This window comes from Paenibacillus sp. J2R1T-4 (genome assembly GCF_059692235.1).
In genome coordinates this window covers 79842-105390 of record NZ_JCAUBA010000017.1, presented here as the reverse complement: position 1 = coordinate 105390, position 25549 = coordinate 79842, and the positions used below count along the sequence as shown (strand labels likewise).

Here is a 25549-nt window from a genome sequence, read left to right as displayed (position 1 = left end):
TCGCATATAATGACGGTATAAACCAGAATAAGGAAAATTATATGCGAAATTTCATACAGATGCACTAGAATCATGAGGCAAGTCGGAGAACGCAATGCAGACTACGGGAGCAAGGGGGAACGACGTCCGAAAAAGCAGATCGCTACGGAGTCATTGCTATGCACCTAAATAGTAGGATGCCACTGATAATCTCGGCTCTAACCAGACAACATTGGTGGGAGCAGGACAATGTTGTCTGGTTAGCGCTTTACCGATCCACCTTCCTGCCCCATCCGTTCCACGCATGAAGCGCCCATTCTTCGCGCTTCAGCAGCTTAAGTCGTTTGTTCCTTAGCGCACAGCAGCAGAACAACAGAATGTGCCGGGCAGCTCCAAGTACCGTCCCACCCGTCGACGGTTTCCAACCGCGGTATAACTTGGTCGGCGGCTCCGAAATCGTTAGACGCATACACGTCTTGATGATGCAGCGTCCAGGACTGCTTTGGCGCATAGCCCCGCGGAAGAACCAGCTTGACCTCTAAAGCAGCGTTCGGACTGCGGTTGATCAGTGAGACGGCCAAGGTTCCATCGGCATTCCACGAAGCGGCGGCATCGACTACCGGAGCTTCCAGATCACCCGTAGGCTCGCAGACGAACTGGGGACTGTTGATCAGAGGAGCTATCCCTGTCTTGACCGCTCCCTGTATCAACACCGCTGCTGCATTACCGGCAAACCAGCGAGCATACTGTTGGAAAATATAGTACAGAGGCGTCCTCAGCACCTCAGTTTCATTCGCGCGCATTACACCGTTGCCATTCACGAGGAACACATAGTTGGCCATCGCGACCCTCGGGCTTAGCCGTATCATCACGTTCAATACCCCCGCCGTGAAGATGGCATCCTGAAGATTGCGCGGGCTGCTGCGGTTCAGGCGGTAGGAGCCATTGTCGGAGCGGACATAGTGGCGGATGTTCCATTCATCCATGCTGATCTGGATCGGTCGCGTGGAGCCGGATGGGTCCGAATACGCGTCGATGGTTGCCAGCATGCGGCGAAGCCGCTTCTCGAAGTACGCCGGAGTATAGGCGATCGATTCGTATTCCGCGCCGCTCTTCCGATCGGAGGAAGAGGCGTACAAATGAAACGTCAAGTAATCGATCGCTTTTCCCCCGTGGCGAAGCACTTCTCGATCCCAATGCGTATCACTGCCGCCATGAGAGCCGACACCCAGGATACGTGCATCCGGCTGAACTTTACGAACGAATTCAGACCAGTTGGCCAGACGCTTGCCGTAATCCTCCGCATCCATCTGCCCCGCTTCCCAATGCCCGTAGGTTTCGTTGCCGATTCCCCAGTACTTGACGTTGTACGGCTCCACGCGTCCATTCGCCCTGCGGCGCTGCACATCTGTCGTGTCTGCCGTCCCGTTCACGTAGTCCATCCAGCGCAGCGCTTCATCCAATGTACCCGTGCCCAGGTTGAAATTGATATAGGGCTCCGTCCCAATCGTCTCACACCAATGCAGAAATTCGTCCGTTCCGAACCGGTTGGACTCAATCCCGCCCCAATGGAAATTGCGGCGAACCGGCCGTTGCGCCCCTTCTCCAATGCCGTCCTCCCAATGGTAAAAGTCGGCGAAGCAGCCGCCCGGCCAGCGGACAATTGGCGCTCCCAGCTCCTTAATCGCCTCCATTACGTCCTGTCTGTTCCCCCGCTCATCGGAGAAGGATGACTTGTCATCCCAGATGCAGGGATAAATGCAGTCCTCTAGATGCTCCAGATATTGCCCGTATATGTGAGGATTGATCGTTCCTATAGTTGTGCCTTCCAACACGGTTATTGTAGTTGAAGGAGCTACTGCCTCCGCCATTGTCATCTCATCCCTTCGCAAACGGATTATGATGGGAGGCCGTACCGCCCGATCCGTTATTTTTGTTCAATCGCAAGGCTGGATCTACCAGCATCTCTGCTTGCTCAGTCAGCAGAAATTGTCCCTGCGCAAGCAGCAGTGCCCGCACATCGGACGCATCCACATCCCTCGTGCTCAGCTCATGCCTGACTGCTAGTGCGGCCGCCGTTCCGGCTCCCTGACCGATGCCCATCGATGTCGCCATTACACGGGTAGAGCCAAAAGCGTTATGCGTCGCAGATATGCATCGTCCCGCAACCAGTACATTGTCGACGCCTTGGGGCAGCAGGCTGCGATACGGAATTTCGTACACGCATTTGCCCGAGCCGGTAAATACTTGCTGCTCGCCTTCAGGCGGGTGAATATCAATGGCAAAGGTGCCGCAGGCGATGCCATCGTGAAAAGCGCGGCTCGATAATACATCCTCTTCCACCATCGTATAGTCGCCAATGATATGCCTTGTTTCACGGATGCCTACCTGAACCCCCGTATCGAGTACATAGGCATTCTCGAATCCCCCGATATACGATTTCATGAATTCGGTAATCGCCCATGCCTGGCGGCGCGTCTCGATCTCGGCTCTCGTCAGGTCGGCCACAAGCGTACCGTCAACGCCCTGCAGCCTTGTGCAGTTGACGGCAAACTGACCGTCCTTGGGCAGCTCGTACATAAGTATGCGCGGAGCAGCATCCTCGGGGTAATCGCCTTTGGCCTGCGCTTCCTTAATAATGTCTTTCATACCTAGAAAGGCAAGCGCGCTTTGCGCCTCAATTTCTTCATCACTGGGCGAGTCTTTGAGCAGATGGCGGTTGGCTTTCATCCATGCCTTGAGGCCCGGGATATCGACACCGGCGATCCGATAAAACAAGGTCACAGGCTGCATCGCTCCATCGCTCTCGCGCCCCTTGACGAATGGGGCGCCAATTCGGGCGATAATGTCTGCATCCGCCGAGCAATCGACAACCAGCTTCGGGCAAATCGCCTGCCGCCCCGACTTGCTCTCTACGATCACGCCGGTAACTCTTCCATTCCCGTCGGTCACAGCATCAGCTACAACCGTATGCAGCATAAGCTGGACACCCGCTTCCTGCAGCAGATCGAACAGCACGAGCTTCATGCCCTCGGGATCAAATGGCGACATGGACGCATTGTCGAACGTCAAGTCGGTAACATGGCCCGGAGAAGCCGTCTTGACCACCAGCCTGTCAACCAATTCACCGGCTATGCCGCGGATAACCTGCAAGCCATTCGTATCATGGAAGGTGAACATTGGATTGACCATTGCTACCGTCAGATTGCCGCCGACAAACCCGTATCTTTCCACCAGCAGCACACTAGCCCCGTTACGGGCGGCTGCAACAGCCGCGCCGATCCCTGCCGGTCCCGCGCCGACAACCAGTACATCGGGCTCTGCCACGACAGGCACTCTTTTTTCCGGTTCTACTATATAGTTCATCGTTCTTCCACTCCCGCTGCTTAGGATTCCGTTACTTCTTCTTCGTAGTTGCATACCATGTATTAATCGCTTTGGACATCTCGGCACCACCTGAGCTGTCCCATTCCTTTATAAACTTATCGAAGCCGTCGAGCTGCTCTCCATCCAGCAAAAATTTGAGGAAATAGTCGACTTCCTTTTGCGAAATGGTCTGTGAATTTTTACCTACTTCTTGCAGCGGCGGCATAAAGGCAATCGGATTCTTCTTGGCATATTTGTCGTAGTCTTTGTTCAGAGCATTGAAGGCTTCGAACAGAGTCGGTGTTCTCCGCACCCTGGCCAGCCACATATCCGCATATTCCTTCTCATGTATTCCGTTTAAGTACCAGTAGGCATTTCCCCGTCTTTCAGTAAAAATCGGCATAATCGGGCTGTAGACTCCCTTTTCCTCATTGAACGTTACCCCTTTTTCGCCCAGTGTAAGGAATGTGAATGTATCAAACTTCAGCTTCTCATTCATAAATTTGATCGCATCCTCGGCCTTCTTCGACGACTTCGGAATCGCATGGACATACAGCAGCTTATCAGAATCCTGAATGCCCGCTTTGCCGTCCTTTCCCTGCAGCGGATTCATGAATCCCATCTTGCTAGCAGGCACGTTCTTGGCAAGTGAAGGAGCCATATTCGAGGCATCATTCCAGTTTCCGGAGATCATCGCCGCCTTACCGCCAACGAATTTCTCCTGCGCCTGCGCCGTTTTATTAACCGACCAGTCATTGTCGATTAGACCTTCCTTGTACAGCTTTTTCATAAAGGCGAAATATTCCTTCATCTGCGGCTGCTTGATTCTCGGCAACAGCTGCCCGTCGACCTCCGCCCAGTCGGTGTACATCCCGAAAGCGCTATAAATCGTTCCGATGGACATCGCCTGCCCGGTTAGCGGAATCATATCCGGTTTCTTTTCCTTGATCGTTTTCAGAGTCGTATAGAAATCGTCTAGCGTCTCCGGTGTTTTCAGATTGAGCTCGGTCAATATATCCTGCCGGAAAACAATCGTTGAATCTATATTCGCGCGTTCATTTTTCTGCGGAACCCCATACAGCTTGCCGTTGTATTTGCCCAGCTCCCAAGAGGCAGGGGAAATCGCTTTCTTGAGATTGTCCCCGTATTTGGCGACCAGATCGTCAATTGGCTGAAGAGCTCCCTGCACCACAAGCGTATAATATTGGGTCGGGGTCAAGGTTAGAATATCGTAGTCGGCACCTGAGGCAATCTCAATGTTCAGCTTCTCTTCCGGCTTGTCTTTGGGCAGCAGGAAATATTCCACCTTGTACCCCGTCTTGTCTTCAATTTCCTTGGCCAGCGGGTCCTTGTTCGGATCCATCCCAATGTTGAAGCCGAGCACCTTGAGCGGCTGCTTCGCTTTCTCCGGCGTAGCTGCGTTCCCGGTCGCGGCCGCTGTGGGCGCGGCTGTATCCTTATTGGCAGGGGTCGAAGAGCATCCGGCAAGCAGCGAAATACTGAGCACAGCGGGAACTGCGATGTTAAGCCATGAATGTCTATTGTTCATGCGGGTAGTGCCTCCCTTTAATTTGGTAAGTATCTATTTAATACCGCTCGCTCTCATACCGAACGGGTTAAATACAACGGCAATTATCCTTTAACCGATCCGATCGTAAGGCCGTGAACGAAATATTTTTGCAAAAAAGGGTAAACCGCCAAAATCGGCAGCACGGATGCAACAACCGCCGTAGCCCGGACGCCTTCTGCTGATATATTCATACGTTCCTCCACGCTTTGCTGGCTGAGCACATCATTGGTGTTCGCCATCGTGTCGTACAAATACAACTGCAGCGGCTTCAGATGGGCCGAGCTGATAAAGATCAACGGATGGAAGTAGCTGTTCCAGTAGCCCACCGCATAAAACAATCCCAGGGTAGCCAGCACCGGAAGCGAAATAGGAAGAACGATCATCAGCAATATACGCATATGGCCTGCACCGTCGATTTTGGCTGATTCCTCGATGCTTTCGGGCAAGCCTTCAAAAAACGTTTTACACACGAGCAGGTTGAACGGAACAACCAGCAGCGGAACAATCATGGCCCACACCGTATCAAGCAAGCCCAGCCCCTTCATCAGCAGATAACCAGGGATGATTCCCCCATAGAACAGCATACTGAACACATACAGCAGAAGAATCGCTTTGCGCCCCCGAAACTCTGGCTTGGACAGCGGGTATGCCGCCATTACCGTTATCGCCAGACTCAGCAAGGTGCCGAAGACAGTCACGAATACCGTCACTTGAAAGGCCGCCAAAAAACCGGATTTCATCAACACAAAAGTATAAGCATCAAGGTTCCAGCCAATAGGGATAAAGGTTACCTTATTAGCCATAACCGAAGCCTCATCGCTGAACGATTTGGCTGCCACATGCAGGAAGGGCAGCACACAAACCAGTCCAAGCACAGTCAGAAATAGTACATTGATCGTGTCAAACCATGTTATTGTGGTGCGCTTCATACCGTTCTCCCCTCTCTACCAAATTCCCTTCCCGAGAAACCTTCGGCTCGCCATATTACTCGAAAAGATCAAGATAAAGGCCACCACCGACTCAAAAAGTCCAAGCGCTGTCGACATGCTGAAATCCAGCTTGCCGAGGCCAATCCGGTACACGTAGGTCTGAATAATATCCGCCACCTCGTATACGGAAGGGTTGTACATAATAAGCACCTGTTCAAAGCCCGCGTTGAGAATATGTCCCAGCCTGAGAATAAACACCAGAATAATGATCGGGACAATGCCCGGCAAGGTGATATGCCAGATGCGCCTAGAGCGGTTCGCCCCATCCACTACTGCTGCTTCATATAACTGAGGATCAATAGACGTCATAGCCGCGAGAAACAGGATCGTGTTCCATCCGCTCTCCTTCCAGCCTTCCGTAAAGACGAGCAGCATCCTGAACAGCTTCGGATCCGTGAAGAATCCCAGCTTTTCCATCCCCAGAAAACCAAGGATCTGATTAAAGATGCCATACGAACCGAGCAGAGAGTAAAATAATCCGAACACAATGACCCACGATAGAAAATGCGGCATGTAAACAATTGTTTGAATCCAGCGTTTGAATACTCGGAGCCTCAATTCGTTCAGCAACACCGCTATCAGGATGGGCACCGGAAACAGAAAAACGAGCTTATACAAACTAATGATGAGCGTGTTCAGGATGACCTGCACAAACTGCTGCTCCCGGAATATTCGTTCAAAATGCTGCAAGCCGACCCACGGGCTCTGAATCACGGATTCCAGCAGACTATCCCCGTTGAACAAGTTGAAATCCTTGAAGGCTAGTGTCAGTCCGTACAGAGGGATAAATTTGTAAATGATGAGAAACAGGAGACCCGGCAGCGACATGAGATAAAGACTGTAGTTTCTGAGGAAATAACCGATAAAACCGGTCTTCTCTCCGGGTGCGGTGCGCGATGCCCGCCCTGTCAGGCTATGCTTGGCGGTTCCCGTATTTTCGCTCATGGTGACATCCTTTCTATATTAGTGGTTTACACGGAGAGCTTGGTGCTTTTACAATGAACTTGGGGAAAGCCCTTGTGTTCACATTATATATGGGGCCGACATACTGGGAATAGAAGGCCGGATTATGATTTGTTGGTGCTGGATTATAGTATTGGTTAACAGCAAATCTGAATCAACGCTTAGTTGTATGCGGTTACAATGAAACCGGGGTGCTTATTATGTATCAAATGATCATTGTAGATGATGAAGCTTCTGTTCGTTCGGGGTTGCGGGAGTGTGTGGATTGGCAGCAGTACGGCATAGAAGTGGTCGGTGAAGCTGAGGACGGAGTCGATGCATTAGCGCTGTTGGCAGAGGTTGAGGTCCATATTTTGATTACGGATGTCAAGATGCCTCATATGGATGGGATCACTTTATCCGCTAAGCTGCGGGAGTTATATGTCGATATCAAAATTATTTTTATAAGCGGCTTTGACGATCTGGATTATATTATGTCAGCCCTGAAGCTGGACGCGGTCGATTATATATTGAAGCCGATTCAACTGGATGAGTTGAAGACCGTTGTCCGCAAAGTTACCCTGCTGCTCCAGGAAGAGGAGGCCCGACTCCATCAGCTCAATGAATTGAATATGAAGCTTAATCAGAGCATCCCGCTATTGCGGGAACGATTTCTAGTTGCCCTCGTCCGTGATGGCATCAATCCTGATGAGCGACTTCCGGGGAAATTCGATTTTCTCGATATCCATCTCCGCCCAAATGAAGGGAACTATTGCGTTTTTATAGTTAAAATCGATGATTACCTAACAGCGCAGGGAAAGTCTGAAAAGGACCGTCAGCTCCTTTCCTTTGCTCTATTGAATATTTGCGAGGATATCATGAACGAACATCTGCGCGGCCACGCTTTCGAAACGACACCAGGCGAATATGCGGGGATTCTCAACCTGTTCTCCGATTCGGATGAGGAACAGCTTTATAATGTGGTCAGCGAGTGCAGGGAGCAGCTCAATCGGATCTTGAAACTGCAAGTAACGATCGGAGTTGGCAGTACGGTTAACGACATCGTATCGTTACCGCGTTCATACCGTTTGGCCGTCCAAGCTGCAGAGCACAAATGGTTTCTCGGCAAAAATCAAATTATCACGATTGATAGTCTGGGAACCGACAAGGAGGAGCCTTCGCTTGGAGCGTTGCCGGATACCCGTAAGTTTGAGGCTCTACTGAAGTCGGACCAGAGCTCAGCCGCTGCCCGTTATGTCAGCGACTGGTTCCTGATGTGGACGGAGAATCGCTCTCTGTCCATCAAATCCTGCCAGAATGGTTGTATCCAGCTCGTGCTGGCCTGCTCCAACCTTCTCATGGAGCTTGAGATTGACAAGGAGCCGATTAACCGGAACGAGCGTCGGTTATGGGAATTTGTTCAACGGGTGGAAACGATTAGTGAGTTGAAAGACGACGTGCTCGCACATATCGAGCTGGTTCACAAGGCCATTATTGAAAAGCGGGAGCGTAAAACCAAGAATGGAGTCGTCCAGATCAAGAGCTACATTCAAGAGCATTTCGCCAAAGATCTCACGATTGCCGAGATCGCCAGCTCCGTCTATTTGACCACCACATACATTTGCCTGCTGTTCAAACAGGAGACGGGCATGACGATCAATGAGTACTTGATAGAGGTGCGCATTAGCAAGGCCAAGGAGATGCTGGGCGATTTCCGCAACAAGCTGTATGATATTTGCTTTGCTGTCGGGTATAAAGACCCGGCCTATTTCAGCAAGCTGTTCAAAAAACAGACCGGATTCTCGCCCACTGAATTCCGAGACAAAATGTTATGAGAGGCCTCAGCCTATTCCGCGCCTCCTTCGTCAGGCTCAGTCTCACGAAAAAAGTAATTTTGCTGTATGTTTGCCTGATCCTGTTTCCCAGCTGTCTGCTGATGTACACCTACTACACGAAATCAGCCGCCATTATTGAAAAGGATATGAGCGAATCGATGCTGCAGACTCTCAATCAGGCGGAAATCAATATAACCTACAGGCTGAGCGCTATCGAGAACGTCTCGAACAGCCTGATTTCCAATCCCGATTTATACCGCTATCTGACCAGTCTCGGACAATCGGAGGCCGTCCAGTTCCAACACTTTCGCGAGCTGGAGCGGCTCGTTATGAGCATGGAAAACAACCGCGACATCCACCGCATCCGTTTGTTTATTCAGCCAGAGTTATACTATTCGCGAGAAAATATTCATTTCTTCCCCCTTCATCAGCTGCAGTCTTCCAACAGGCAGTGGTATGATCGGATCATTGACAGGAACGGATCGATCTATTGGCAAAGCTCTTATTTCCAAAAGTTTGTTGGTGGTGAGGACGCATACGTATTATCCAACTCGCGGATGCTGCGGGATCCGGCCAATTTTGAGAATCTGGCAGGCATTCTGGTCATTGATATCAAATACAAGCTGCTTCAGACTATACTGGAGCAGATCCATTTGGCGAAGACGCAAAGCATATATTTGCTCGATCAGGACGGTCGGATTATTTCCCATTCCGACCCTGAGCGATTAGGTCCAGCAAGCAGCATAAGCACTATGAAGCAGTCGCTGCTGGCGGACAAGGATGAAGGCTATTTTCGTGACCCCGAACATGCTGACGTGTATACGATTTTTCACCGCATTCCTCTTACCAAGTGGGTTGTGGTCGCAGACATACCTACCGCTACCATATCCGGAGAGAGCGTCACATTAGCCAAGGTTTCTGCTGTAATCGTATTGGCAGTCAGCTTCGTTGTATTTGTTTTTGCCCTGTCCCTGCTATTCGTGTATGTCGCGGACAGTATGAGCAAACGAATCAAGGAGCTTATACGCCTGATGAAAAAAGAAGGCCTGGAGGGGTTGGATCACGGGTTGCCGAACGAGGGCAGTGATATGAGGAACTTAGAGTTTGCGATCTCCAGTATGGTCCAGACAGTCAAACATCTAACCGAGGAATCCTACGACGCCAAGCTGCACGAGCGTGAAGCCCAGCTGAAAGCACTCCAAGCGCAAATTAATCCCCATTTCCTTTACAACACGCTGGACAGCATCAACTGGATGGCCATTCGCAGGAATGCTGACGACATCGCGCGTATGGTGGATTCGCTCTCCAAGTATTTTCGCTTAAGTCTGAATAAAGGCAAGGATATCGTGACACTGGATGAAGAGCTGCAGCTCGTCCAGGCCTATATTCACATTCAAAATTCACGGTTCTCCAACGGGATCCAGGCGGAGTTCCGTGTTGATTCCGACATACTGGCCTGCCCTTTGCCCAAGTTGACCCTGCAGCCCATTGTGGAAAATGCCATTCTCCACGGCATTCAGTTGAAGAAGCCAAAAGTCGGCATCCTGCTCATTTCCGCTCATTTCGCAAATAATGCCATTCGCCTCACAGTAGAGGATGATGGGGTCGGCATGGAAGCCGCGCAGCTCAGTCAGCTGCTGCTGCCCCCCTCACAGGATAAAGCGACCAATGGTTATGGGTTATACAATGTCCATGAGCGAATCCGGCTGTATTCTCAAGACTCCAAATACGGACTATCGATCCACAGCGAGCCTGGAGTCGGGACTAAAGTCGAGATATTAATAGCCATCAAATCTCTATAACAAGCATGAGTTGAATTGATTGTAGGGAACCCATGCCTATTACCAAAATAACTGCATTTCGTACCGTTAATTTCATCCAATCCGGCTCATCTCGATAAAAGTCTAATCATTAACTGCAGGTTTTGCAGTTACAATTCGAGACTTGAATATACGACTCCTTCCATTTTAATCAAATTGTCCGTTGACGCTTGTTAGGGAATCTATTAGAGTACATACTTAAGAGAAAAAGCTCAAATAAAACTTTGCTCATTAACCTAGTAGATATTATGGAGTCCCCGTTGTAAGAGGAAAGGTGAACCTGTCATGAAAGCAATTAACATCCCGCTCAGCGAATACGTCAAATTACTATATGGCTACTTGAAACCGCAGTGGAAAAGCATGCTCCTCCTCACCCTTTTGCTGTTGGCCTCATTAGCTATGCAATTGATTAATCCCCAGATTATCCGATATTTTCTGGATACGGCTCAATCCGAACAAAGCGGACGGCCGCTTATTATTGCCGCTGCTTTATTCATAGGCGTCTCGCTTGTGCTGCAGGTAGTAACCGTTATTGCTGCTTATATAGGTGAAAATGTGGGTTGGATCGCCACGAACCGACTCCGGGGTGACGTCGCGGCTCACTGCATGAGCCTGGATTTGTCTTTCCATAAGTCGCATACGGCTGGGGCGATCATCGAACGGGTCGATGGAGACATTAATGCACTGGCCAATTTTTTCTCGAATTTCGTCATTACATTGATGAGCAACTTATTGCTCGTTGCAGGGATTCTGGTGTTGTTGTTCCGTGAAGGCTGGTTGATCGGGACGGCGATGAGTCTTTTCGTTGTGTTAGCGATATTTGCTATTAACTTCATTCGCAAATTCGCAGTGCCTTATTGGGGGAAGCTGCGCGGAATGAGTGCCGAGTTTTACGGGTTTCTTGGCGAGCATCTGGAGGGTACAGAGGACACACGTGCTAACGGGGCTACCCCTTTTGTTATGCATCGTTTTCACACTTTGCTGCGCAAATGGCTGCCTATCCGCATTCGTGCATTCATGGGCTGGGCGGCTATGTGGATCACAACGCTTATTGTGTTTGCGATTGGGAATGCGATTGCTTTTGCGGTGAGTGCTTATATGTGGAAAGCAGGAGCGATCACAATCGGAACCGTGTATATGATTTTTTATTATACCGAGCTAATGGCTAAGCCTATTGAGAAAATTCGTACCCAAATGGAAGATCTCCAGAAAGCCGACGCCAGTATCATTCGAGTGCGCGAACTATTGGCAACGAAGTCTGCGATTCCTGATGATGGGCCGGGCACGCCGCTGCCCGATAGACCGTTGTCTGTTGAGTTTGATCGGGTATCCTTCGGGTACGAGTCAGAGATTATGAACCTGCATGAGCTGAACTTTCGTCTTGAGCCTGGAAAAGTAATGGGCGTATTAGGCAGAACGGGCAGCGGTAAATCTACATTAGCCCGTTTACTGTTGCGGTTCTATGATGTCCAAGCAGGTACGATTAAGCTAGGCGGAGTGTCTATTCGGGATGCCAAATTGAAGAACCTCCGGCAACGGGTGGCACTGGTCACGCAAAATATTGAAATATTCCAAGGCACTGTGAGGGATAACCTGACATTCTTCGATGAATCCATCGAGGATCGTCGAATTATAGAGGTGCTGGAGCAGCTCGGACTGGATAGCTGGCTTCACTCCTTGCCTCTTGCATTGGACAGTCAGCTTGAATCAGGAGGTGGCGGATTATCTGCAGGTGAAGCTCAACTGCTTGCCTTTGCCCGTGTATTCTTATCCGAACCGGGACTCGTTATCCTGGATGAAGCTTCATCGAGACTCGATCCTGCTACAGAGCAAAAGATGGAGGCCGCGATCAACCGATTATTACGCGAGCGTACGTGCATCATTATTGCGCATAGGCTCACAACGATTCAGCGTGCAGATGCCATTCTGATTCTTGAGGATGGACACATTGCCGAATTCGGAAGCCGTATCAAGCTTGCTGAGGATCGGGATTCGCGCTACAGCCGAATTCTCAAGGCCGGAATGGAGGAGATGCTCGTATGACTACCTTCCAATTCATGTGGCGGTTAATCCGCTATCGACCTGGATTATATGTTTTGAATGCTACGGCATGGTCACTGATTTATTTGGCCCCTGTTATCCCAGGCCTCATTACGAAATGGTTCTTCGATATGATATCAGGCGAGGCGGTGTACAATTTCGGTATTTGGACACTTGTAGTCTTCCTGATCGCGGCGGCTCTTGGGCGTTCGGGCCTGATCTTGATCGGTTTTATTACCGACGTACAATTCCGGGCTCGAATAGGCGGACTATTGCGCCGCAATATGCTCAGCCATATTCTGAAGGAACCTGGAGCCAAAGCGATTCCAATCTCGCCTGGGGAAGCGATTAGCAACTTCCGCGATGATGTGGAGCAGACGGAGGAAGCTGTAAGCTGGTCGGTTGATGCATTCGGCATGACCACCTTCGCTACTGTCTCTTTCTTGATTCTGTTCAATATTGACGTTCAGATGACGCTGCTCGTATTCGTTCCACTCGTGCTAGTGGTAACTGCTGCTCAGATGTCTACTGCGATGCTGCAGAAGTACCGTGCCGCCAGCCGTGAAGCGACGAGTCAAGTAACAGGCGCTATTGCGGAAATGTTCGGATCCGTGCAGGCCATTCAAGTAGCTGGCGCTGAGGATCGCGTTATTGGTAGGTTCCGACATCTGAATGATCAACGCCGCAACGCGATGCTCAAGGATAAACTGATGAATCAAGTGCTGGATTCCATCTTTTCCAACACCGTTAATATTGGGACAGGTTTGATCTTATTGCTGGGCGCCCAATCGATGCGCGACGGCAGCTTCACGGTAGGCGATTTCGCTTTGTTCGTGTACTACCTGACCTTCGTCACTCAGTTCATTCAGAATTTCGGTAAATTCCTGACTTATTACAAGCAAAGCGAAGTGTCCAAGGTCCGGATGGCCGGATTGCTTCAGAACGCTCCTGCGACCAAGCTGACAGAATCGCATCCGCTGTTCTTGCGGGGAGAGCTTCCGAAGCTTGAGGTGCCTGTTCGAGGAGAGAACGACCAACTGCAGCTGCTGGAAGTGAGCGGATTGTCGTATCGTTATCCGGAGACAGGACGAGGCATCGACGATATTGATTTGCATCTGCCCCGGCATTCGTTCACGGTCATAACGGGGCGGATCGGGTCCGGCAAGACGACACTCGTCCGGACGCTGCTTGGCTTGCTCCCCAAGGATCGGGGAGCCGTGGTGTGGAATGGCCGGGAGGTGGACGACCCCGGCAGCTTCTTTGTGCCGCCGCGCAGCGCGTACACGCCTCAGGTGCCGCGGCTCTACAGCGACACCTTGCAGCGCAACGTGCTGCTCGGCTTGCCCGATGAGCCGGCGAGGCTCGAGGCGGCGATTCGCTCTGCGGTGATGGAGCAAGACATCGCCGCCCTGCCTAGCGGCCTTGACACCGTCATAGGCCCGCGCGGGGTGAAGCTGTCGGGCGGCCAGGCGCAGCGCACCGCTGCTGCCCGCATGTTCGTTCGCGGCGCGGAGCTGTACGTCTTCGACGACTTGTCGAGCGCCCTCGACGTGGAGACGGAGCGTAAGCTGTGGGAGCGGCTCTTCGAGCGGCGTGAGGCGACATGTCTTGTCGTCTCCCACCGCAAGGCCGCCCTTGCTTACGCTGACCGCATCCTCGTCCTGAAGGACGGGCGCGTAGAAGCAGAGGGCTCGCTTGACGAGCTGCTCGCCACAAGCGAAGAGATGCGCCGGCTTTGGAACGCCGACACGGAGTAGGCAATACCGATTCGAATTGCCCTGTTCATAACCGTTCATTTGACACATAGAAAACCTGGCGGACGTAAATCGCCAGGTTTTTTTGATAGTATAGAATTTATTAATTATGGAGGTGGAGGAAATATTCCCCTCGGCTGTTCTTTCCTCGCTCACTTCTGCTTTTCGCCGCCTGTTTGGATTGTAGTGGCACGCTGCCTGCAAATAACCCATTTTACTACTGTTTATTTGAGCGATTTCTTTACTCAGCCACTAATTAGCCTATCTCACTATCCCCTATTTCTGCATTGTGAACCGATTCCCCTCAAAACCTAGACAATAACCAATAGTAAAACTGGCTATCTTAGAGAAGCGGTCGATTCTACCCTAATAACCTATACTAGAATTGGCTAACCTGTCTCCACATGACCTAAGCAGTAACTAGTGTGATATCCAACCGTCTCCTGAATGAAAAACACCCTCTTTTGAGAAACTATGCATGAGGAGGGATGTTATGGAATCCGATACGAGCAAGCCATCGCATGAGCAACGGCTCAAAGAACTTCAAGAAGCTTTACATCATACCGATGATCTGATGCACACGGTCGTGCAATCCAGCTCACAGAAATCGGAAACACTCCTTTACTTTATAGAGCCGCTTACAGATGCTGTGAAAATTCGTGACAGCGTCATAATCCCATTATCATCTGACACCGGCAGGCCGTTGATTCAGTCGTTAGCGGGTACAACCGTAACAGCTGTTCATTCTGTTCAACAATCCGTCGATTTACTCCTGCTCGGCTACTGCCTCGTCTGTACGGAGGAAGATCCTTGGGGTGTGGCCGTACAGGCTGAAGCTACATATGCCAGAAGCGTTATAGAGCCTCAGAACGAGAAGGTGGTTAGAGGCTCCCATGAGGGCACGGTCGAACAGCTCTCTGTAAATTTGAATATGATCCGCAAGAAAATAATTAATGCCAAGCTAACCGTGAAATACCACATGCTTGGCAAGGAGACGAACTCGAAAGCAGCCATCCTCTTCGTAGATGAAATCGTCAATCCTGATTTAGTCCATATGCTTATGGAACGAGTGAAGTCCATTCACACCGATGATGCTTTCTCAACTGATTTCTTGGAAGATCTCATCGAAGATAATCCTTGGTCGTTATTCCCCCAGATCCTCCATACAGAAAGACCAGATCGGGTGGCTGCCTGCTTGATGGAGGGCAGGGTTGTCCTCTTAATGGAAGGCTCACCTACAGCATTGGTTATGCCTGTAACTTTCGTTGCGTTCTACCAGTCGCCCGACGATTATAATGCCAGGTGGATGATAGGCACATTCTTCCGGATTATTCGAGTAAACAGCTTTTTCTTAGCGATCACATTGCCAGCTTTCTACATAGCAATCATTTCGTTTCACCCGGAAGTGATTCCGAGTGAGCTCGTGCTTCCCGTGCAAAATGCAGTCCGTGACATTCCTTTTCCACCTATTATTGAAGCCATGTTCATGGAGCTTACAATCGAGCTCATCCGGGAAATGGGCATTCGACTTCCAACACCAATCAGTCAGACCATCGGTATCGTTGGCGGTCTTGTAATCGGAGAAGCTGTTGTCCAAGCTGGACTTATATCCAGCCCCATGATCATTGTTGTGGCATTGACGGCCATCGCTTCTTTTGTTGTACCCTCTAATGAAATGAGTATGGCCGTGCGATTGGTCCGCTTCCCGTTCATGATTCTTGCCTCCATCTTTGGACTATTAGGCATTTCATTCGGAGTGACGATCCTTTTTATCCATCTTTGCAAGTTGGAATCATTCGGGACCCCCTACTTAGCCGGCTATGCACCAATGGGTTGGAAAGAGTTGAAGGATTCTTTGATACGTTTTCCGCAGTGGGTGATGAACACCCGTCCTTCATTCTTGCGCACACGCCGTAAAAGGACTCAAGTCTCAACAAGAAAGTGGGCAAAAGATGACGAGTCAAAACAGAACTAACAGCATCTATTTAAGCCAACTTTTCGTAGTCATAGTTCAATTCCAGATTGGCTTTGCCATCCTGCGTATAGCGCATATAACTTCGAAACATGCAGGTCATGACGGTTGGATCTCTGTGTTAGCCGCGGGTATCTTCGCCCAAATTATGATTCTGATTCTATGGTTGATTATGAAGAGATATCCGGAACAAGATTTGTTCCAGATCTCTGAGAAATTACTTGGACGGATCGGTGGAAAGATTATCACTTTTGTGTGCATCTTATACTTCTTTTTGCTCATTCTGTACTTGATGACGGAATTGACCCGGCTAATCCATACATGGGTGCTTCCCCTAACCCCGCAATGGGCCCTATTAATTTTCCCTGTGTTCTGTACTTGTTATTTGGCTATAGAGCCGGCTCGTGTTCTTGCCCGCTTCATGACGGTTACCTTCATGGTCATATTATTGCCTATTGTTATGACTCTGTTCCCTATGACTCACGCAGAGTTTTTGTATTTACTTCCTATAGGGGAGGCAGGAATACTCTCTATCTTGAAGGGGGCAAAGGATAGCTTACTAGGTCATCTTGGATTTGAGGCTATGTTCGTTATGTTCGCTTTGTCTCAAGGCACTCACAAGCAGAAGCTTGCCGCGATCTCTGCAGCCAACGGCTTTGTCACACTCTGTTACGTTCTCATCACGATTGGAGGGATAACGGTGTTCAGTCCGAAGGAGCTGGCGATTGTTCCGGAACCGACATTGTATATGCTCAAAGCAGTCTCTTTCAAAATCATTGAACGTGCCGATCTAATCTTTTTCTCGGCATGGGTTGTCATTATCATTTGCACTTTAGCGGGTTATGCCTACTTATTAAGCATTGCCTTTAACCGGTTATCCGGGATTAGAAGAAAGCCGATCATCCTTGGCTTAGGGGTGGTCAGTTATGCTGTCAATCTATTCACAGTCAATCCGGATACACTACGGGTCATAACGCTTTATTCCGAGTATGCTTCCTATGTAGCAGCAATCGGTGTTCCTCTAATTTTGTTGATCGCTGTGCCATTCCGAAAATCGAGGGAGGCAAGCTGATATGATCACCTTTATTCGTCATGTACTGAAACGAGCTGCGCTGATTACTATACTCATGCTGCTCCCAGGATGCTGGGATCAATCCCTTTTGGGCGGCTCCGTAATTCAACTCGCTTTTGGCATCGATCTTGCCGACAATGGTAAAATCAATACTTCCTTCTACTTGGTTTCAGGTGAGAATCAAATTGAAATTATTAGTTTAGACGGCGATACGCCAAGAGATATCAAGCTACATGCTAACCAACGCTTGCCTGGCACTGTGGATTCCTCCAAGAATAGGGTCGTTCTGATATCCGAAGAGGCAGCGAGGAAAGGGATTTATCCTTATCTGGATGTCCTTTACCGTGATCCCAAAAGCTCGTTGAACGCTAAAATCTCCATTGCGGAAGGTTCATCCAAGCAAGTTTTACAAGCATTCTCCAGCTCCGCCAATAAGCTGGCTATAGATAAATTTTTCACTTCCATGGAATACTCGACCTCCATCCCTTCCGTGAATGTGCAAGATATTTGTACAACAATATTTGACGACGGCAGAGATACCATTATGCCTTACGTTTCGTTGGATAAGGAAAACAGGGTGGTTGTTAGCGGCAGTGCTCTTTTTCACAATGAATTTTATAAAGGGAAGATGACAAAAGATGACACCGAGCTGCTATTAGTTATGAAAAATGACCTTGCCAAAACAGCTCAATTCAGAGTTCATCTCGATGAAATACCAGGTATTCGGGGATTCGCAACCTCCAATGCGATTCAAGTGAAGTCTAAGATGAAGGTAACGTTGAAGGATGGCAAAGTGAATACATCCCTTAGAACCAAAATCCGATTGGAATTAATAGAGTTTCCTGATGATAAACTAGAAAATCCGGAACGAATCACAGAAATAGAAACATTATATGAAAGGGAATTGACCAAACAGATGAGTCAAGTATTCAAACAATTGCAAAATGCAAAGTGCGACGCCCTTGGAATAGCCCGTCATATTCAAGCTTTTTATTCTAGTGAATGGAACCAGATGGATTGGGAAAAGGATTATGCCCAAGTTCAATTCGAACCGCATGTGGATGTAGAGATTACGGGGACAGGCATCATTGAGTAAGCGGCAAAAAGGCTCGAAGCTCCGTCTTAACGGTGGCTCGAGCCTGTATTATACCCATCGTGCTTACTGTTCGTACCCTGTCGCATCTGCAGAGGCGAGCTCTAATTGGAGCTCACGCTGGATATGGCCGTTTGTTGCCAATACATGGCGGACTGGAAGTGTATATGGACGTCCAAGCGTATCCGTGACTTCTCCTCCGGCTTCACGAACAAGCAGAGCACCTGCGGCGATATCCCAGCTATTCAGCCCGATTTCCCAGAACCCGCTTAATCTCCCCGCTGCTACATAGGCAAGATGAAGGGCGGCAGAACCAACAACTCGTACGTTTCTGACCTTTGGTGCTAACGCCTGTAATCCTTTCATATTGACCGGAAGCGTACTGTTCGTACCTGCCGGGAACCCTGTTGCAATAAGGCTGTCTGACAGCTTGACATCCTTCGAGACACTCATTCGTTTGCCCTTCAGGTAAGCTCCCTTGCCTTTCTCCGCCACGAACAACTCATCATGCCATGGGTCGTAAATAACCCCTACGATCACTTCACCCTTATATGCAAGCGCTATCGACACCGAGAAGAAAGGAAAGCCATGAACAAAGTTCGTCGTTCCGTCGATCGGGTCGACAATCCATAAATATTCCTCATCCCTTAATTCCTTAAGCGCTTGGATGGAAGCCTCGGAACCGGCGTTCACTCCCTCTTCACCCAGGAAGGCATGTGATGGAAAATGAGTTTTGATCAAGTTGCGAATTAATGCCTCCGCGCCGCGGTCTATCTCAGTGACTAAGTCCTGCCCTGAGCTCTTCACATCCAGCTTAGAGTGTGCGCCTAGCTTCAGCTTGATCCATTCCCCCGCTTTAGCTGCTGTATTAATTGCAACTGCGGTAAAGCTCTTGCTGCCTACTGTATATACTTCCAATTCTTCATTACTCACAGGCTATTCACTCTTTCTATGATTACGATACTATAACTATATAATATTTACGCCGCAAAATCCTCAGCGTTTCACCCAAAAAAAGTTGTGTTATGCGACAAAAGGCTTTAGAACTAGGACAACCCGCTCCAGATTAGCTTGAAAGCCAGTAGAATCAATGTTATTCTGAGCAGCCACAACAATCCGTTACCGCTGATCCGTCTCACAATTCGTGCCCCAAACCAACCGCCCAGCCAAGCGCCAGGGGCAAGTGCTAACACCAGCCAACCGCCTACATCTCCATGATACAGATGGGTCATGCTGCCGAGTATCGATGATAGGAAGATAACGAACATCGATGTCGCTGTCGCTACATGAGCCGGATAGCGGAATAAGAGCACCATGGCCGGAACGAACAACGACCCGCCGCCAATCCCGAACAATCCGGATATGAACCCTACACCGAATCCTACTACAAGTGCTGCTGGAATATTGTAGCCGTACTCCGATGTTACTCCTGCAGCATCTGTGAACTTACGCTGAATAGGCCAAGTAATGTTCGCGGGCTGAAGCAAATGCTTGAACATAAGCAGTCCTGCCATGAATAACATGAATATTCCAAAGACGAGCTGGAATGATTTGGGTTCGAACCAATCTGTTATGGAAGCCCCTAACATAGCTGCAGGCCCGCTAGTGATGAAGTAGATCCAGGCACTTTTGAAATCAACCTTGCGATCTTTCATATAAGTCAGTGTCGAGGATAAAGCCGTGAATATTAACACTGTCAAGGACGTTCCTACCGCTAGAGTAGTGGAAATCTCCTGATCAAGCAGCAATGGACCGATGTAGATTAGCACAGGTACAATAATAATTCCGCCGCCTAATCCCACGATGCTGCCGAATGTTGCGGACACTGCACCTAACAACAGAAGGACGATGAATGCTAACACAGACACTTGGATCCGCCCCTCTCGACTGGGATTACAAAGTAGAAGCATCCGCCCGACACAGAGTCAGACGGATGCACGATGAAGATGAGTCTAATTCAGATCCGTTATGCGAATATTACACGCCTACAATATGGTATCCGTTATCTACGTAAATCACTTCACCCGTAATTCCTCGCGATAAGTTGCTCATTAAGAACATAGCAGTATCGCCAACCTCTGCGGTCTCCGTTGTGCGGCGAAGCGGAGCTTTCTCTTCTACTTGACGCAGGATTGAATTGAAATCCTTGATCCCTTTGGCAGCCAATGTGCGAATCGGACCTGCAGAAATGCCGTTAACACGAATGTTGAACTGGCCCAGGTCATTAGCCAAATAGCGAATGCTCGCTTCGAGAGCAGCCTTAGCAACGCCCATAACATTGTAATTCTTCATTGCGCGTTCCGCACCCAGGTATGTCATCGCCATGATGCTGCCGCCTTCTGTCATGAGCGGATATACACGCTGTGCTACTGCTACAAGCGAGTATGCACTGATATCATGCGCCAGGGCGAATCCGTCACGTGAAGTGTCAACATATAAGCCATCCAGCTCTTCCCCTTTTGCAAAAGCGATGCTATGTACAAAGCCATGAAGCACACCGAAATGTCCTTTCAGTTCACTGGCCAAAGTATCGATCTCGGCGTCCGCCGTTACGTTACATGGAAGCACCAGCGGTGAATTCGGCAGCGTATCTGCTAATTTGCGAACCCGTTCTTCAACACGTTCATTCTCATAAGTAAAAGCCAATCTTGCTCCATGAGCGGCTAACGATTGGGCGATCGCCCATGCAATACTCCGATCGTTGGCTACGCCCATTATCAATATATTTTTACCTGTCAACAATTGACTCATCCTGTTCGTTTCCCCTCTCCACCACATGAAATCTACGAATTTTACCTCTTGTCCTACAAATAAAGTCCTCTTAAACCGTACCCCATTTTTTTCAATATTTCAAGAGGGATTCGTGTTTTCACTTCAGTTCTATCGTTGTTTGATCCATAAGCTGCACATCGTCCTGCCTCTTCAGCTTATCCACTAAGCGGAATAAAGAAGCATCCTTCATCTTGGCTTCGATCATTACATCAAGTTCAGGCGTAACCTCGCGTATCATCCTTAGGAACCTGAGCAGGGGCACTTCCTCCACATAGTCAGCATGTCCTCGTTGATCCTTTTCGCTCTTAGGGCTGGACACATGGATTTTGGGCGCCAGATGCTGTCCCTCCCAAGTACGGGCAATTCGCTCCCAGAGCTGTAGATCCAGTTCGCCATCACCTGTATTTACTTGATGATGATGAATATCAAGCACCATGGGGACGCCTAGCTGTTCGCATACCTCTAAGGTTTCGATAGTTGTAAATGTCTTGTCATCGTTCTCGAGCGTAATATGTGCCTTGATGTGAGCATCCATTTTGTTAAAATTAGCAATAAATCTAGGTATCGCTGCCTCTTTGTTCCCATAGGCGCCGCCAATGTGAATATTACATTTCGCTTTGTCATCCAACCCCATAAGGTCAAGCATCTGTACATGCCGCTCCAGATCTTCATAGGAATTTCGCAGAACATCCTCCCTAGGTGTACTAAGGACAGTGAAATGATCCGGGTGGAAGCTGACGCGCATACCGTGCTCCTTCACATAGTCACCGATTTCGCGAAAACCAGGCTCCAGTAAAGGGAAAGGATTCCAACCTTCCAGCAGCTCATGGCTAATTAACGGGATTAACTTGGACGAGAACCGATACAGATGAACTTCATAAGCTCGATTATGACGAAGCAAGCGGAGCGTATTGGCCAAGTTCTCCTCGGCAATACGCTCGAGCTTCCGTACTGCTGCTTCGCGATCGGCAAGCTTCAGAAAAGATGTTGCTGTCATTGTCTTAGAAGGGGATGCATTCTGCACCATCATAGACATCGCCACATAACCAAATCTTACAATCACGCTTTTCCCTCCGTTGCCTTTATCAGATTCGTTTATTTTCTCCCTTAGGCAGCAAAATGATGCTTACGATTGTTGTTAGGGTGAAATTGTTGTCATTCCGTTCATATAAGGCTGAAGTGCTGCTGGAATGCGCACAGAACCGTCTTCCTGTTGATGATTTTCCAGCAGAGGAATCAATATCCTAGGTGAAGCAACCGCCGTGTTATTGAGCGTGTAAGCAAACTTCAGATTACCCTCAGCATCCCTGTAACGGATATTAGACCGTCTCGCTTGAAAATCAAGCAAATTCGACGATGAATGTGTTTCCCCATAGCTGCCTCTGCTAGGCATCCACGTTTCAATATCGTATTGCTTGAATGTTTTCTGCGACATATCTCCCGTACACACGGCAACTACTCGATAAGGCAGCTCCAGCATAGTCAGGATCTGCTCCGCGTTGCGAGTTATTTCCTGCAGCAAGTGTTCGGCCAGCTCATCATCGGCTTCACACAATACAACCTGCTCTACTTTGGCAAATTGATGAACCCGGTACAAGCCCCGGACATCTCTGCCAGCCGAACCTATTTCACTGCGAAAGCATGATGATGCTGAGGCGATACGGATCGGGGCATTCAATTCAACCGTCTCTCCGCTGTAGTAAGCTACAAGAGGAACCTCAGCGGTTCCGACCAGCCACTTGTCCTCATCCTGAAGACCGTAAGTCTGGTCCTTTCCCAATGGAAAAAACGCTGTACTCGCCATCGCTTCCTCGCGAACCATAAGGGGAACCTCCATCAAGCTAAAGCCTCGGTTCACGAGCAGATCCGCCGCCATCTGCTGAACAGCACGATGCAGCATAGCCCCTGCACCCCTGAGGTAATAGCTGCGGCTCCCCGCTGCTTTTACTCCTCTGGGGATATCAATGATTCCAAGCTGCTCTCCAAGTGTAACGTGGTCCACAGGCTCGAATGCAAATTCAGGCAAGCTGCCAACCTTTCGAAGCTCCACATTGTCCATATCGCTAGCGCCAACTGGCGTATCGAGCGACACGATATTCGGAACAAGCAGCATGAGCTGTCTGTACTTCGTGTTGACCTCCTCTAATTGTACCTCAAGCTCAGCAATTTGACTGTTTATGACTTTCACCGCTTGTTGTATTTGTTCCTTATCGCTGTCTTCATTTGCTTCAACACTATTATTTGTCCGCACGTTGTGCAGGTTGTAAAGCGTTGCAATCTGTTTCGACTTCTGGTTGCGCTGCTCGCGCAAGCCTTCCGTTTCGTTGACAAGCCTGCGCCGCTCCTCGTCTAGCTTAAGCAATTCCTCGACTGAGATTGTGATCTTCTTCTGGTCTGCTGTCCATTGTACCTTCTCTGCATGCTGTCTAATCCACTTGATGTCTAACATGGTTACTGCCCCTCTCGTCATCGTAATAACACAAAAAGCGCCCTCATCCTGTTGGGACGAGGGGCGCTTTGCGCTCGCGGTGCCACCCAATTTGACCGACTCCGGAGAGTCTGGTCCGCTTGGTTCCGCAGTAACGGGGCGGGTCCGGCTTACTTAGAGGGTATGTTCCGTGGCATGGACACCCTGTTCGCAAACGCCTCCGAGTTGGATTCTCATCATAGGCGATTTGAGCTGTATGATTATTAGGATGAATTATACGTCATAAGATGGCTATGTAGCAAGGAATAATTGAATCAGTTCCCTTGCTCTTGCTCAGCAAAAAACATTTCATGCGCCAGATCCGTCTGAATCCGAGCTTCTTCATCGGTCAGTCTGCGGACCAACACCATCTCAACCTGCGTCACTTCTTCACTTTGGAAATTAATCTCTGCGATCGATGCGACAATCTTGACAATGGCTATTGCTTTGTTCGCAGGCGTGTAGGCAATGACTTTCTGGCCCGTTGGGAATACACGGAAGCCGCTTTTTATCATTTTGCCCCGACCGTATTCCAATAATTCATATAACTCTTGCTCTGATTTGAATTTGCACACAGAATTGAACTCGGTTTGAAAACCCATGACTGCACCTCCTAATACATTTGGAAGAATGATTTAAGTATCGAATGAGTACCGAATTTGTTGTTTGGCTGTATGCCTCTGCAAAGCAAGCTGTATCAGATCGTCAAGTAATTCTCTGTAAGGTTTGCCCGTCTCTTTCCAGAGGAGCGGATACATACTGAACGGGGTGAAGCCTGGCATTGTGTTGATTTCATTAATCAATACAGCATCATCTGATTTTCTCAGGAAGAAGTCTACCCGGGACAAGCCAGTGCCATCAATGGCCTGAAAAGCTCGAGTTGCCATTTCGCGAATTTGTTGGGCTAACTCGTAAGGAAGCTCCGCAGGTATGATCATTCCCGATTTGCCATCGATATATTTTGCTTTATAATCGTAAAATTCATTAGAGGAGACAATTTCCCCTGGAACTGATGCTATAGGTTCATCGTTACCCAGAACGGCCACTTCGATTTCTCTTCCCTCGATGAACTCTTCCACAATCGCCTTGCGATCATATTGGAAAGCAACAGACAACGCTTCAATTAATTCTTCACGACTTCTGGCCTTGGATATTCCTACACTGGATCCTAAGTTAGCAGGTTTGACGAAGCAAGGATAACCGATTGAAATCTCGATCTCCATCAGGAAAAACGCCTGATCCTTCTCCCATTGTGCCCTGGTGAAGCTGCGAAAAACACATTGCGGAAGGCCTTCCTGAGCAAAAATTTTCTTCATCATTACTTTATCCATCCCTATTGCTGATGCTAGGACTCCTGCTCCAACATAAGGAATATTGGCAATTTCAAGCATTCCCTGAATAGTGCCGTCTTCACCGAACGTGCCGTGCAATAATGGGAATACTACATCAAGACTTTGCGTGTCCGGGGTCCCGCCCGTTGCATGAACGGCTTGGGAGCCGAATATAGGTTGAAGCGCACCAGATTCCCCATTCACTGCGCGGCCTTCTTGTTCGGGTTCGAATTGCAGCAGCTCCTTGCGCTCTACTGGAGCTTGAAGCGCTGGGCCAGATCGCCACGACCCCTCCTTGGTAATATAGAAAGGCTGAATTTCATATTTCGAATGATCAAATGCTTGAATAACCGCCATTGCTGTTGATAAAGATACATCATGTTCGCCGGACTTTCCACCGTAGATCAGACCGACGCGAATTCGTTTGTTCATAGTTACCTCCGCCCATGAATAGTAGTCCAGCCGATGCCTCATGCTAGTTAAACAAACAACTATTCGCAGGTATTATTGAATAGCTGCAGGGCTGTAGTAACGCATGCCCATTGTG

19 protein-coding genes are annotated in these 25549 nt (G+C 49.1%); 7 read left to right on the top strand and 12 right to left on the bottom strand.

Features of this window, described 5'->3' with window-relative positions:
• Positions 1 to 314 precede the first annotated feature (314 nt).
• The 5 genes from AC58QD_RS24180 to AC58QD_RS24160 all read right to left on the bottom strand — a co-directional run bounded on the left by AC58QD_RS24180 (position 315) and on the right by AC58QD_RS24160 (position 6849).
• Positions 315 to 1850, bottom strand: coding sequence for an alpha-L-arabinofuranosidase family protein (locus tag AC58QD_RS24180; RefSeq protein WP_497337580.1), 1536 nt, complete (start codon positions 1848 to 1850; stop codon positions 315 to 317).
• Between the two features lie 7 nt (positions 1851 to 1857).
• Entirely contained in the window at positions 1858 to 3345 is a 1488-nt protein-coding gene (locus AC58QD_RS24175) for an FAD-dependent oxidoreductase (protein WP_497337579.1), read from the bottom strand.
• A gap of 31 nt (positions 3346 to 3376) precedes the next feature.
• Positions 3377 to 4894, bottom strand: a complete 1518-nt coding sequence (locus tag AC58QD_RS24170) for an extracellular solute-binding protein (protein ID WP_497337578.1) — start codon at positions 4892 to 4894, stop codon at positions 3377 to 3379.
• 83 nt (positions 4895 to 4977) lie between these two features.
• Positions 4978 to 5844 (bottom strand): carbohydrate ABC transporter permease, encoded by an 867-nt coding sequence (locus AC58QD_RS24165; protein ID WP_497337577.1) that lies wholly within the window; start codon positions 5842 to 5844, stop codon positions 4978 to 4980.
• Positions 5845 to 5859: 15 nt separating this feature from the next.
• Complete coding sequence (locus AC58QD_RS24160; protein WP_497337576.1) at positions 5860 to 6849, bottom strand: ABC transporter permease; 990 nt, start codon at positions 6847 to 6849, stop codon at positions 5860 to 5862.
• 218 nt (positions 6850 to 7067) lie between these two features.
• On the opposite strand from AC58QD_RS24160, the gene AC58QD_RS24155 reads away from it, so the two are divergent.
• From AC58QD_RS24155 to AC58QD_RS24125, 7 genes are all read left to right on the top strand, one after another.
• Positions 7068 to 8681 (top strand): response regulator, encoded by a 1614-nt coding sequence (locus tag AC58QD_RS24155; protein ID WP_497337575.1) that lies wholly within the window; start codon positions 7068 to 7070, stop codon positions 8679 to 8681.
• Positions 8678 to 10483, top strand: coding sequence for a sensor histidine kinase (locus tag AC58QD_RS24150; RefSeq protein WP_497337574.1), 1806 nt, complete (start codon positions 8678 to 8680; stop codon positions 10481 to 10483). Before AC58QD_RS24155 ends, AC58QD_RS24150 begins: the two co-directional genes overlap by 4 nt.
• A gap of 303 nt (positions 10484 to 10786) precedes the next feature.
• Positions 10787 to 12544, top strand: coding sequence for an ABC transporter ATP-binding protein (locus AC58QD_RS24145; RefSeq protein WP_497337573.1), 1758 nt, complete (start codon positions 10787 to 10789; stop codon positions 12542 to 12544).
• The gene (locus tag AC58QD_RS24140) at positions 12541 to 14298 is read left to right on the top strand and encodes an ABC transporter ATP-binding protein (protein WP_497337572.1); all 1758 of its coding nucleotides are present in this window, start codon (positions 12541 to 12543) and stop codon (positions 14296 to 14298) included. The genes AC58QD_RS24145 and AC58QD_RS24140 overlap by 4 nt, the downstream gene beginning before the upstream one ends.
• Before the next feature lie 490 nt (positions 14299 to 14788).
• Positions 14789 to 16270: a spore germination protein gene (locus AC58QD_RS24135; RefSeq protein ID WP_497337571.1), complete on the top strand. Its 1482-nt coding sequence runs from the start codon at positions 14789 to 14791 to the stop codon at positions 16268 to 16270.
• Positions 16248 to 17339, top strand: coding sequence for a GerAB/ArcD/ProY family transporter (locus tag AC58QD_RS24130; RefSeq protein ID WP_497337570.1), 1092 nt, complete (start codon positions 16248 to 16250; stop codon positions 17337 to 17339). The genes AC58QD_RS24135 and AC58QD_RS24130 overlap by 23 nt, the downstream gene beginning before the upstream one ends.
• A 1-nt stretch (position 17340) precedes the next feature.
• A complete protein-coding gene (locus tag AC58QD_RS24125; RefSeq protein WP_497337569.1) occupies positions 17341 to 18435 on the top strand; it encodes a Ger(x)C family spore germination protein in 1095 nt (364 codons plus the stop codon).
• A 63-nt stretch (positions 18436 to 18498) separates the two neighbouring features.
• Here the strand turns inward: AC58QD_RS24125 and AC58QD_RS24120 are convergent, their stop codons facing one another.
• The 7 genes from AC58QD_RS24120 to AC58QD_RS24090 form a co-directional block, all read right to left on the bottom strand.
• Positions 18499 to 19365 carry an inositol monophosphatase family protein gene (locus AC58QD_RS24120; RefSeq protein WP_497337568.1) on the bottom strand — a complete coding sequence of 289 codons (867 nt, stop codon included), beginning with the start codon at positions 19363 to 19365 and terminating at the stop codon, positions 18499 to 18501.
• 113 nt (positions 19366 to 19478) lie between these two features.
• The gene (locus tag AC58QD_RS24115; RefSeq protein WP_497337633.1) at positions 19479 to 20294 is read right to left on the bottom strand and encodes a sulfite exporter TauE/SafE family protein; all 816 of its coding nucleotides are present in this window, start codon (positions 20292 to 20294) and stop codon (positions 19479 to 19481) included.
• A 115-nt stretch (positions 20295 to 20409) separates the two neighbouring features.
• Positions 20410 to 21183, bottom strand: coding sequence for an enoyl-ACP reductase FabI (gene fabI / locus AC58QD_RS24110; RefSeq protein ID WP_497337567.1), 774 nt, complete (start codon positions 21181 to 21183; stop codon positions 20410 to 20412).
• Between the two features lie 118 nt (positions 21184 to 21301).
• Positions 21302 to 22267 (bottom strand): UV DNA damage repair endonuclease UvsE, encoded by a 966-nt coding sequence (uvsE, locus tag AC58QD_RS24105; protein WP_497337566.1) that lies wholly within the window; start codon positions 22265 to 22267, stop codon positions 21302 to 21304.
• 75 nt (positions 22268 to 22342) lie between these two features.
• Positions 22343 to 23653, bottom strand: a complete 1311-nt coding sequence (gene serS, locus AC58QD_RS24100) for a serine--tRNA ligase (RefSeq protein ID WP_497337565.1) — start codon at positions 23651 to 23653, stop codon at positions 22343 to 22345.
• A gap of 293 nt (positions 23654 to 23946) precedes the next feature.
• Positions 23947 to 24273: a hypothetical protein gene (locus AC58QD_RS24095; RefSeq protein WP_497337564.1), complete on the bottom strand. Its 327-nt coding sequence runs from the start codon at positions 24271 to 24273 to the stop codon at positions 23947 to 23949.
• A 33-nt stretch (positions 24274 to 24306) separates the two neighbouring features.
• Positions 24307 to 25434 carry a D-alanine--D-alanine ligase gene (locus tag AC58QD_RS24090; RefSeq protein ID WP_497337563.1) on the bottom strand — a complete coding sequence of 376 codons (1128 nt, stop codon included), beginning with the start codon at positions 25432 to 25434 and terminating at the stop codon, positions 24307 to 24309.
• Positions 25435 to 25549 lie beyond the last annotated feature (115 nt).

Coding starts and splice junctions, on each gene's coding strand:
- AC58QD_RS24160 (WP_497337576.1), bottom strand. CDS start 6,849: ATGAGCGAAAATACGGGAACCGCCAAGCATAGCCTGACAGGGCGGGCA.
- AC58QD_RS24175 (WP_497337579.1), bottom strand. CDS start 3,345: ATGAACTATATAGTAGAACCGGAAAAAAGAGTGCCTGTCGTGGCAGAG.
- AC58QD_RS24095 (WP_497337564.1), bottom strand. CDS start 24,273: ATGGGTTTTCAAACCGAGTTCAATTCTGTGTGCAAATTCAAATCAGAG.
- AC58QD_RS24170 (WP_497337578.1), bottom strand. CDS start 4,894: ATGAACAATAGACATTCATGGCTTAACATCGCAGTTCCCGCTGTGCTC.
- AC58QD_RS24150 (WP_497337574.1), top strand. CDS start 8,678: ATGAGAGGCCTCAGCCTATTCCGCGCCTCCTTCGTCAGGCTCAGTCTC.
- AC58QD_RS24130 (WP_497337570.1), top strand. CDS start 16,248: ATGACGAGTCAAAACAGAACTAACAGCATCTATTTAAGCCAACTTTTC.
- AC58QD_RS24145 (WP_497337573.1), top strand. CDS start 10,787: ATGAAAGCAATTAACATCCCGCTCAGCGAATACGTCAAATTACTATAT.
- AC58QD_RS24125 (WP_497337569.1), top strand. CDS start 17,341: ATGATCACCTTTATTCGTCATGTACTGAAACGAGCTGCGCTGATTACT.
- fabI (WP_497337567.1), bottom strand. CDS start 21,183: ATGAGTCAATTGTTGACAGGTAAAAATATATTGATAATGGGCGTAGCC.
- AC58QD_RS24140 (WP_497337572.1), top strand. CDS start 12,541: ATGACTACCTTCCAATTCATGTGGCGGTTAATCCGCTATCGACCTGGA.
- serS (WP_497337565.1), bottom strand. CDS start 23,653: ATGTTAGACATCAAGTGGATTAGACAGCATGCAGAGAAGGTACAATGG.
- AC58QD_RS24155 (WP_497337575.1), top strand. CDS start 7,068: ATGTATCAAATGATCATTGTAGATGATGAAGCTTCTGTTCGTTCGGGG.
- AC58QD_RS24165 (WP_497337577.1), bottom strand. CDS start 5,844: ATGAAGCGCACCACAATAACATGGTTTGACACGATCAATGTACTATTT.
- AC58QD_RS24180 (WP_497337580.1), bottom strand. CDS start 1,850: ATGGCGGAGGCAGTAGCTCCTTCAACTACAATAACCGTGTTGGAAGGC.
- AC58QD_RS24090 (WP_497337563.1), bottom strand. CDS start 25,434: ATGAACAAACGAATTCGCGTCGGTCTGATCTACGGTGGAAAGTCCGGC.
- AC58QD_RS24135 (WP_497337571.1), top strand. CDS start 14,789: ATGGAATCCGATACGAGCAAGCCATCGCATGAGCAACGGCTCAAAGAA.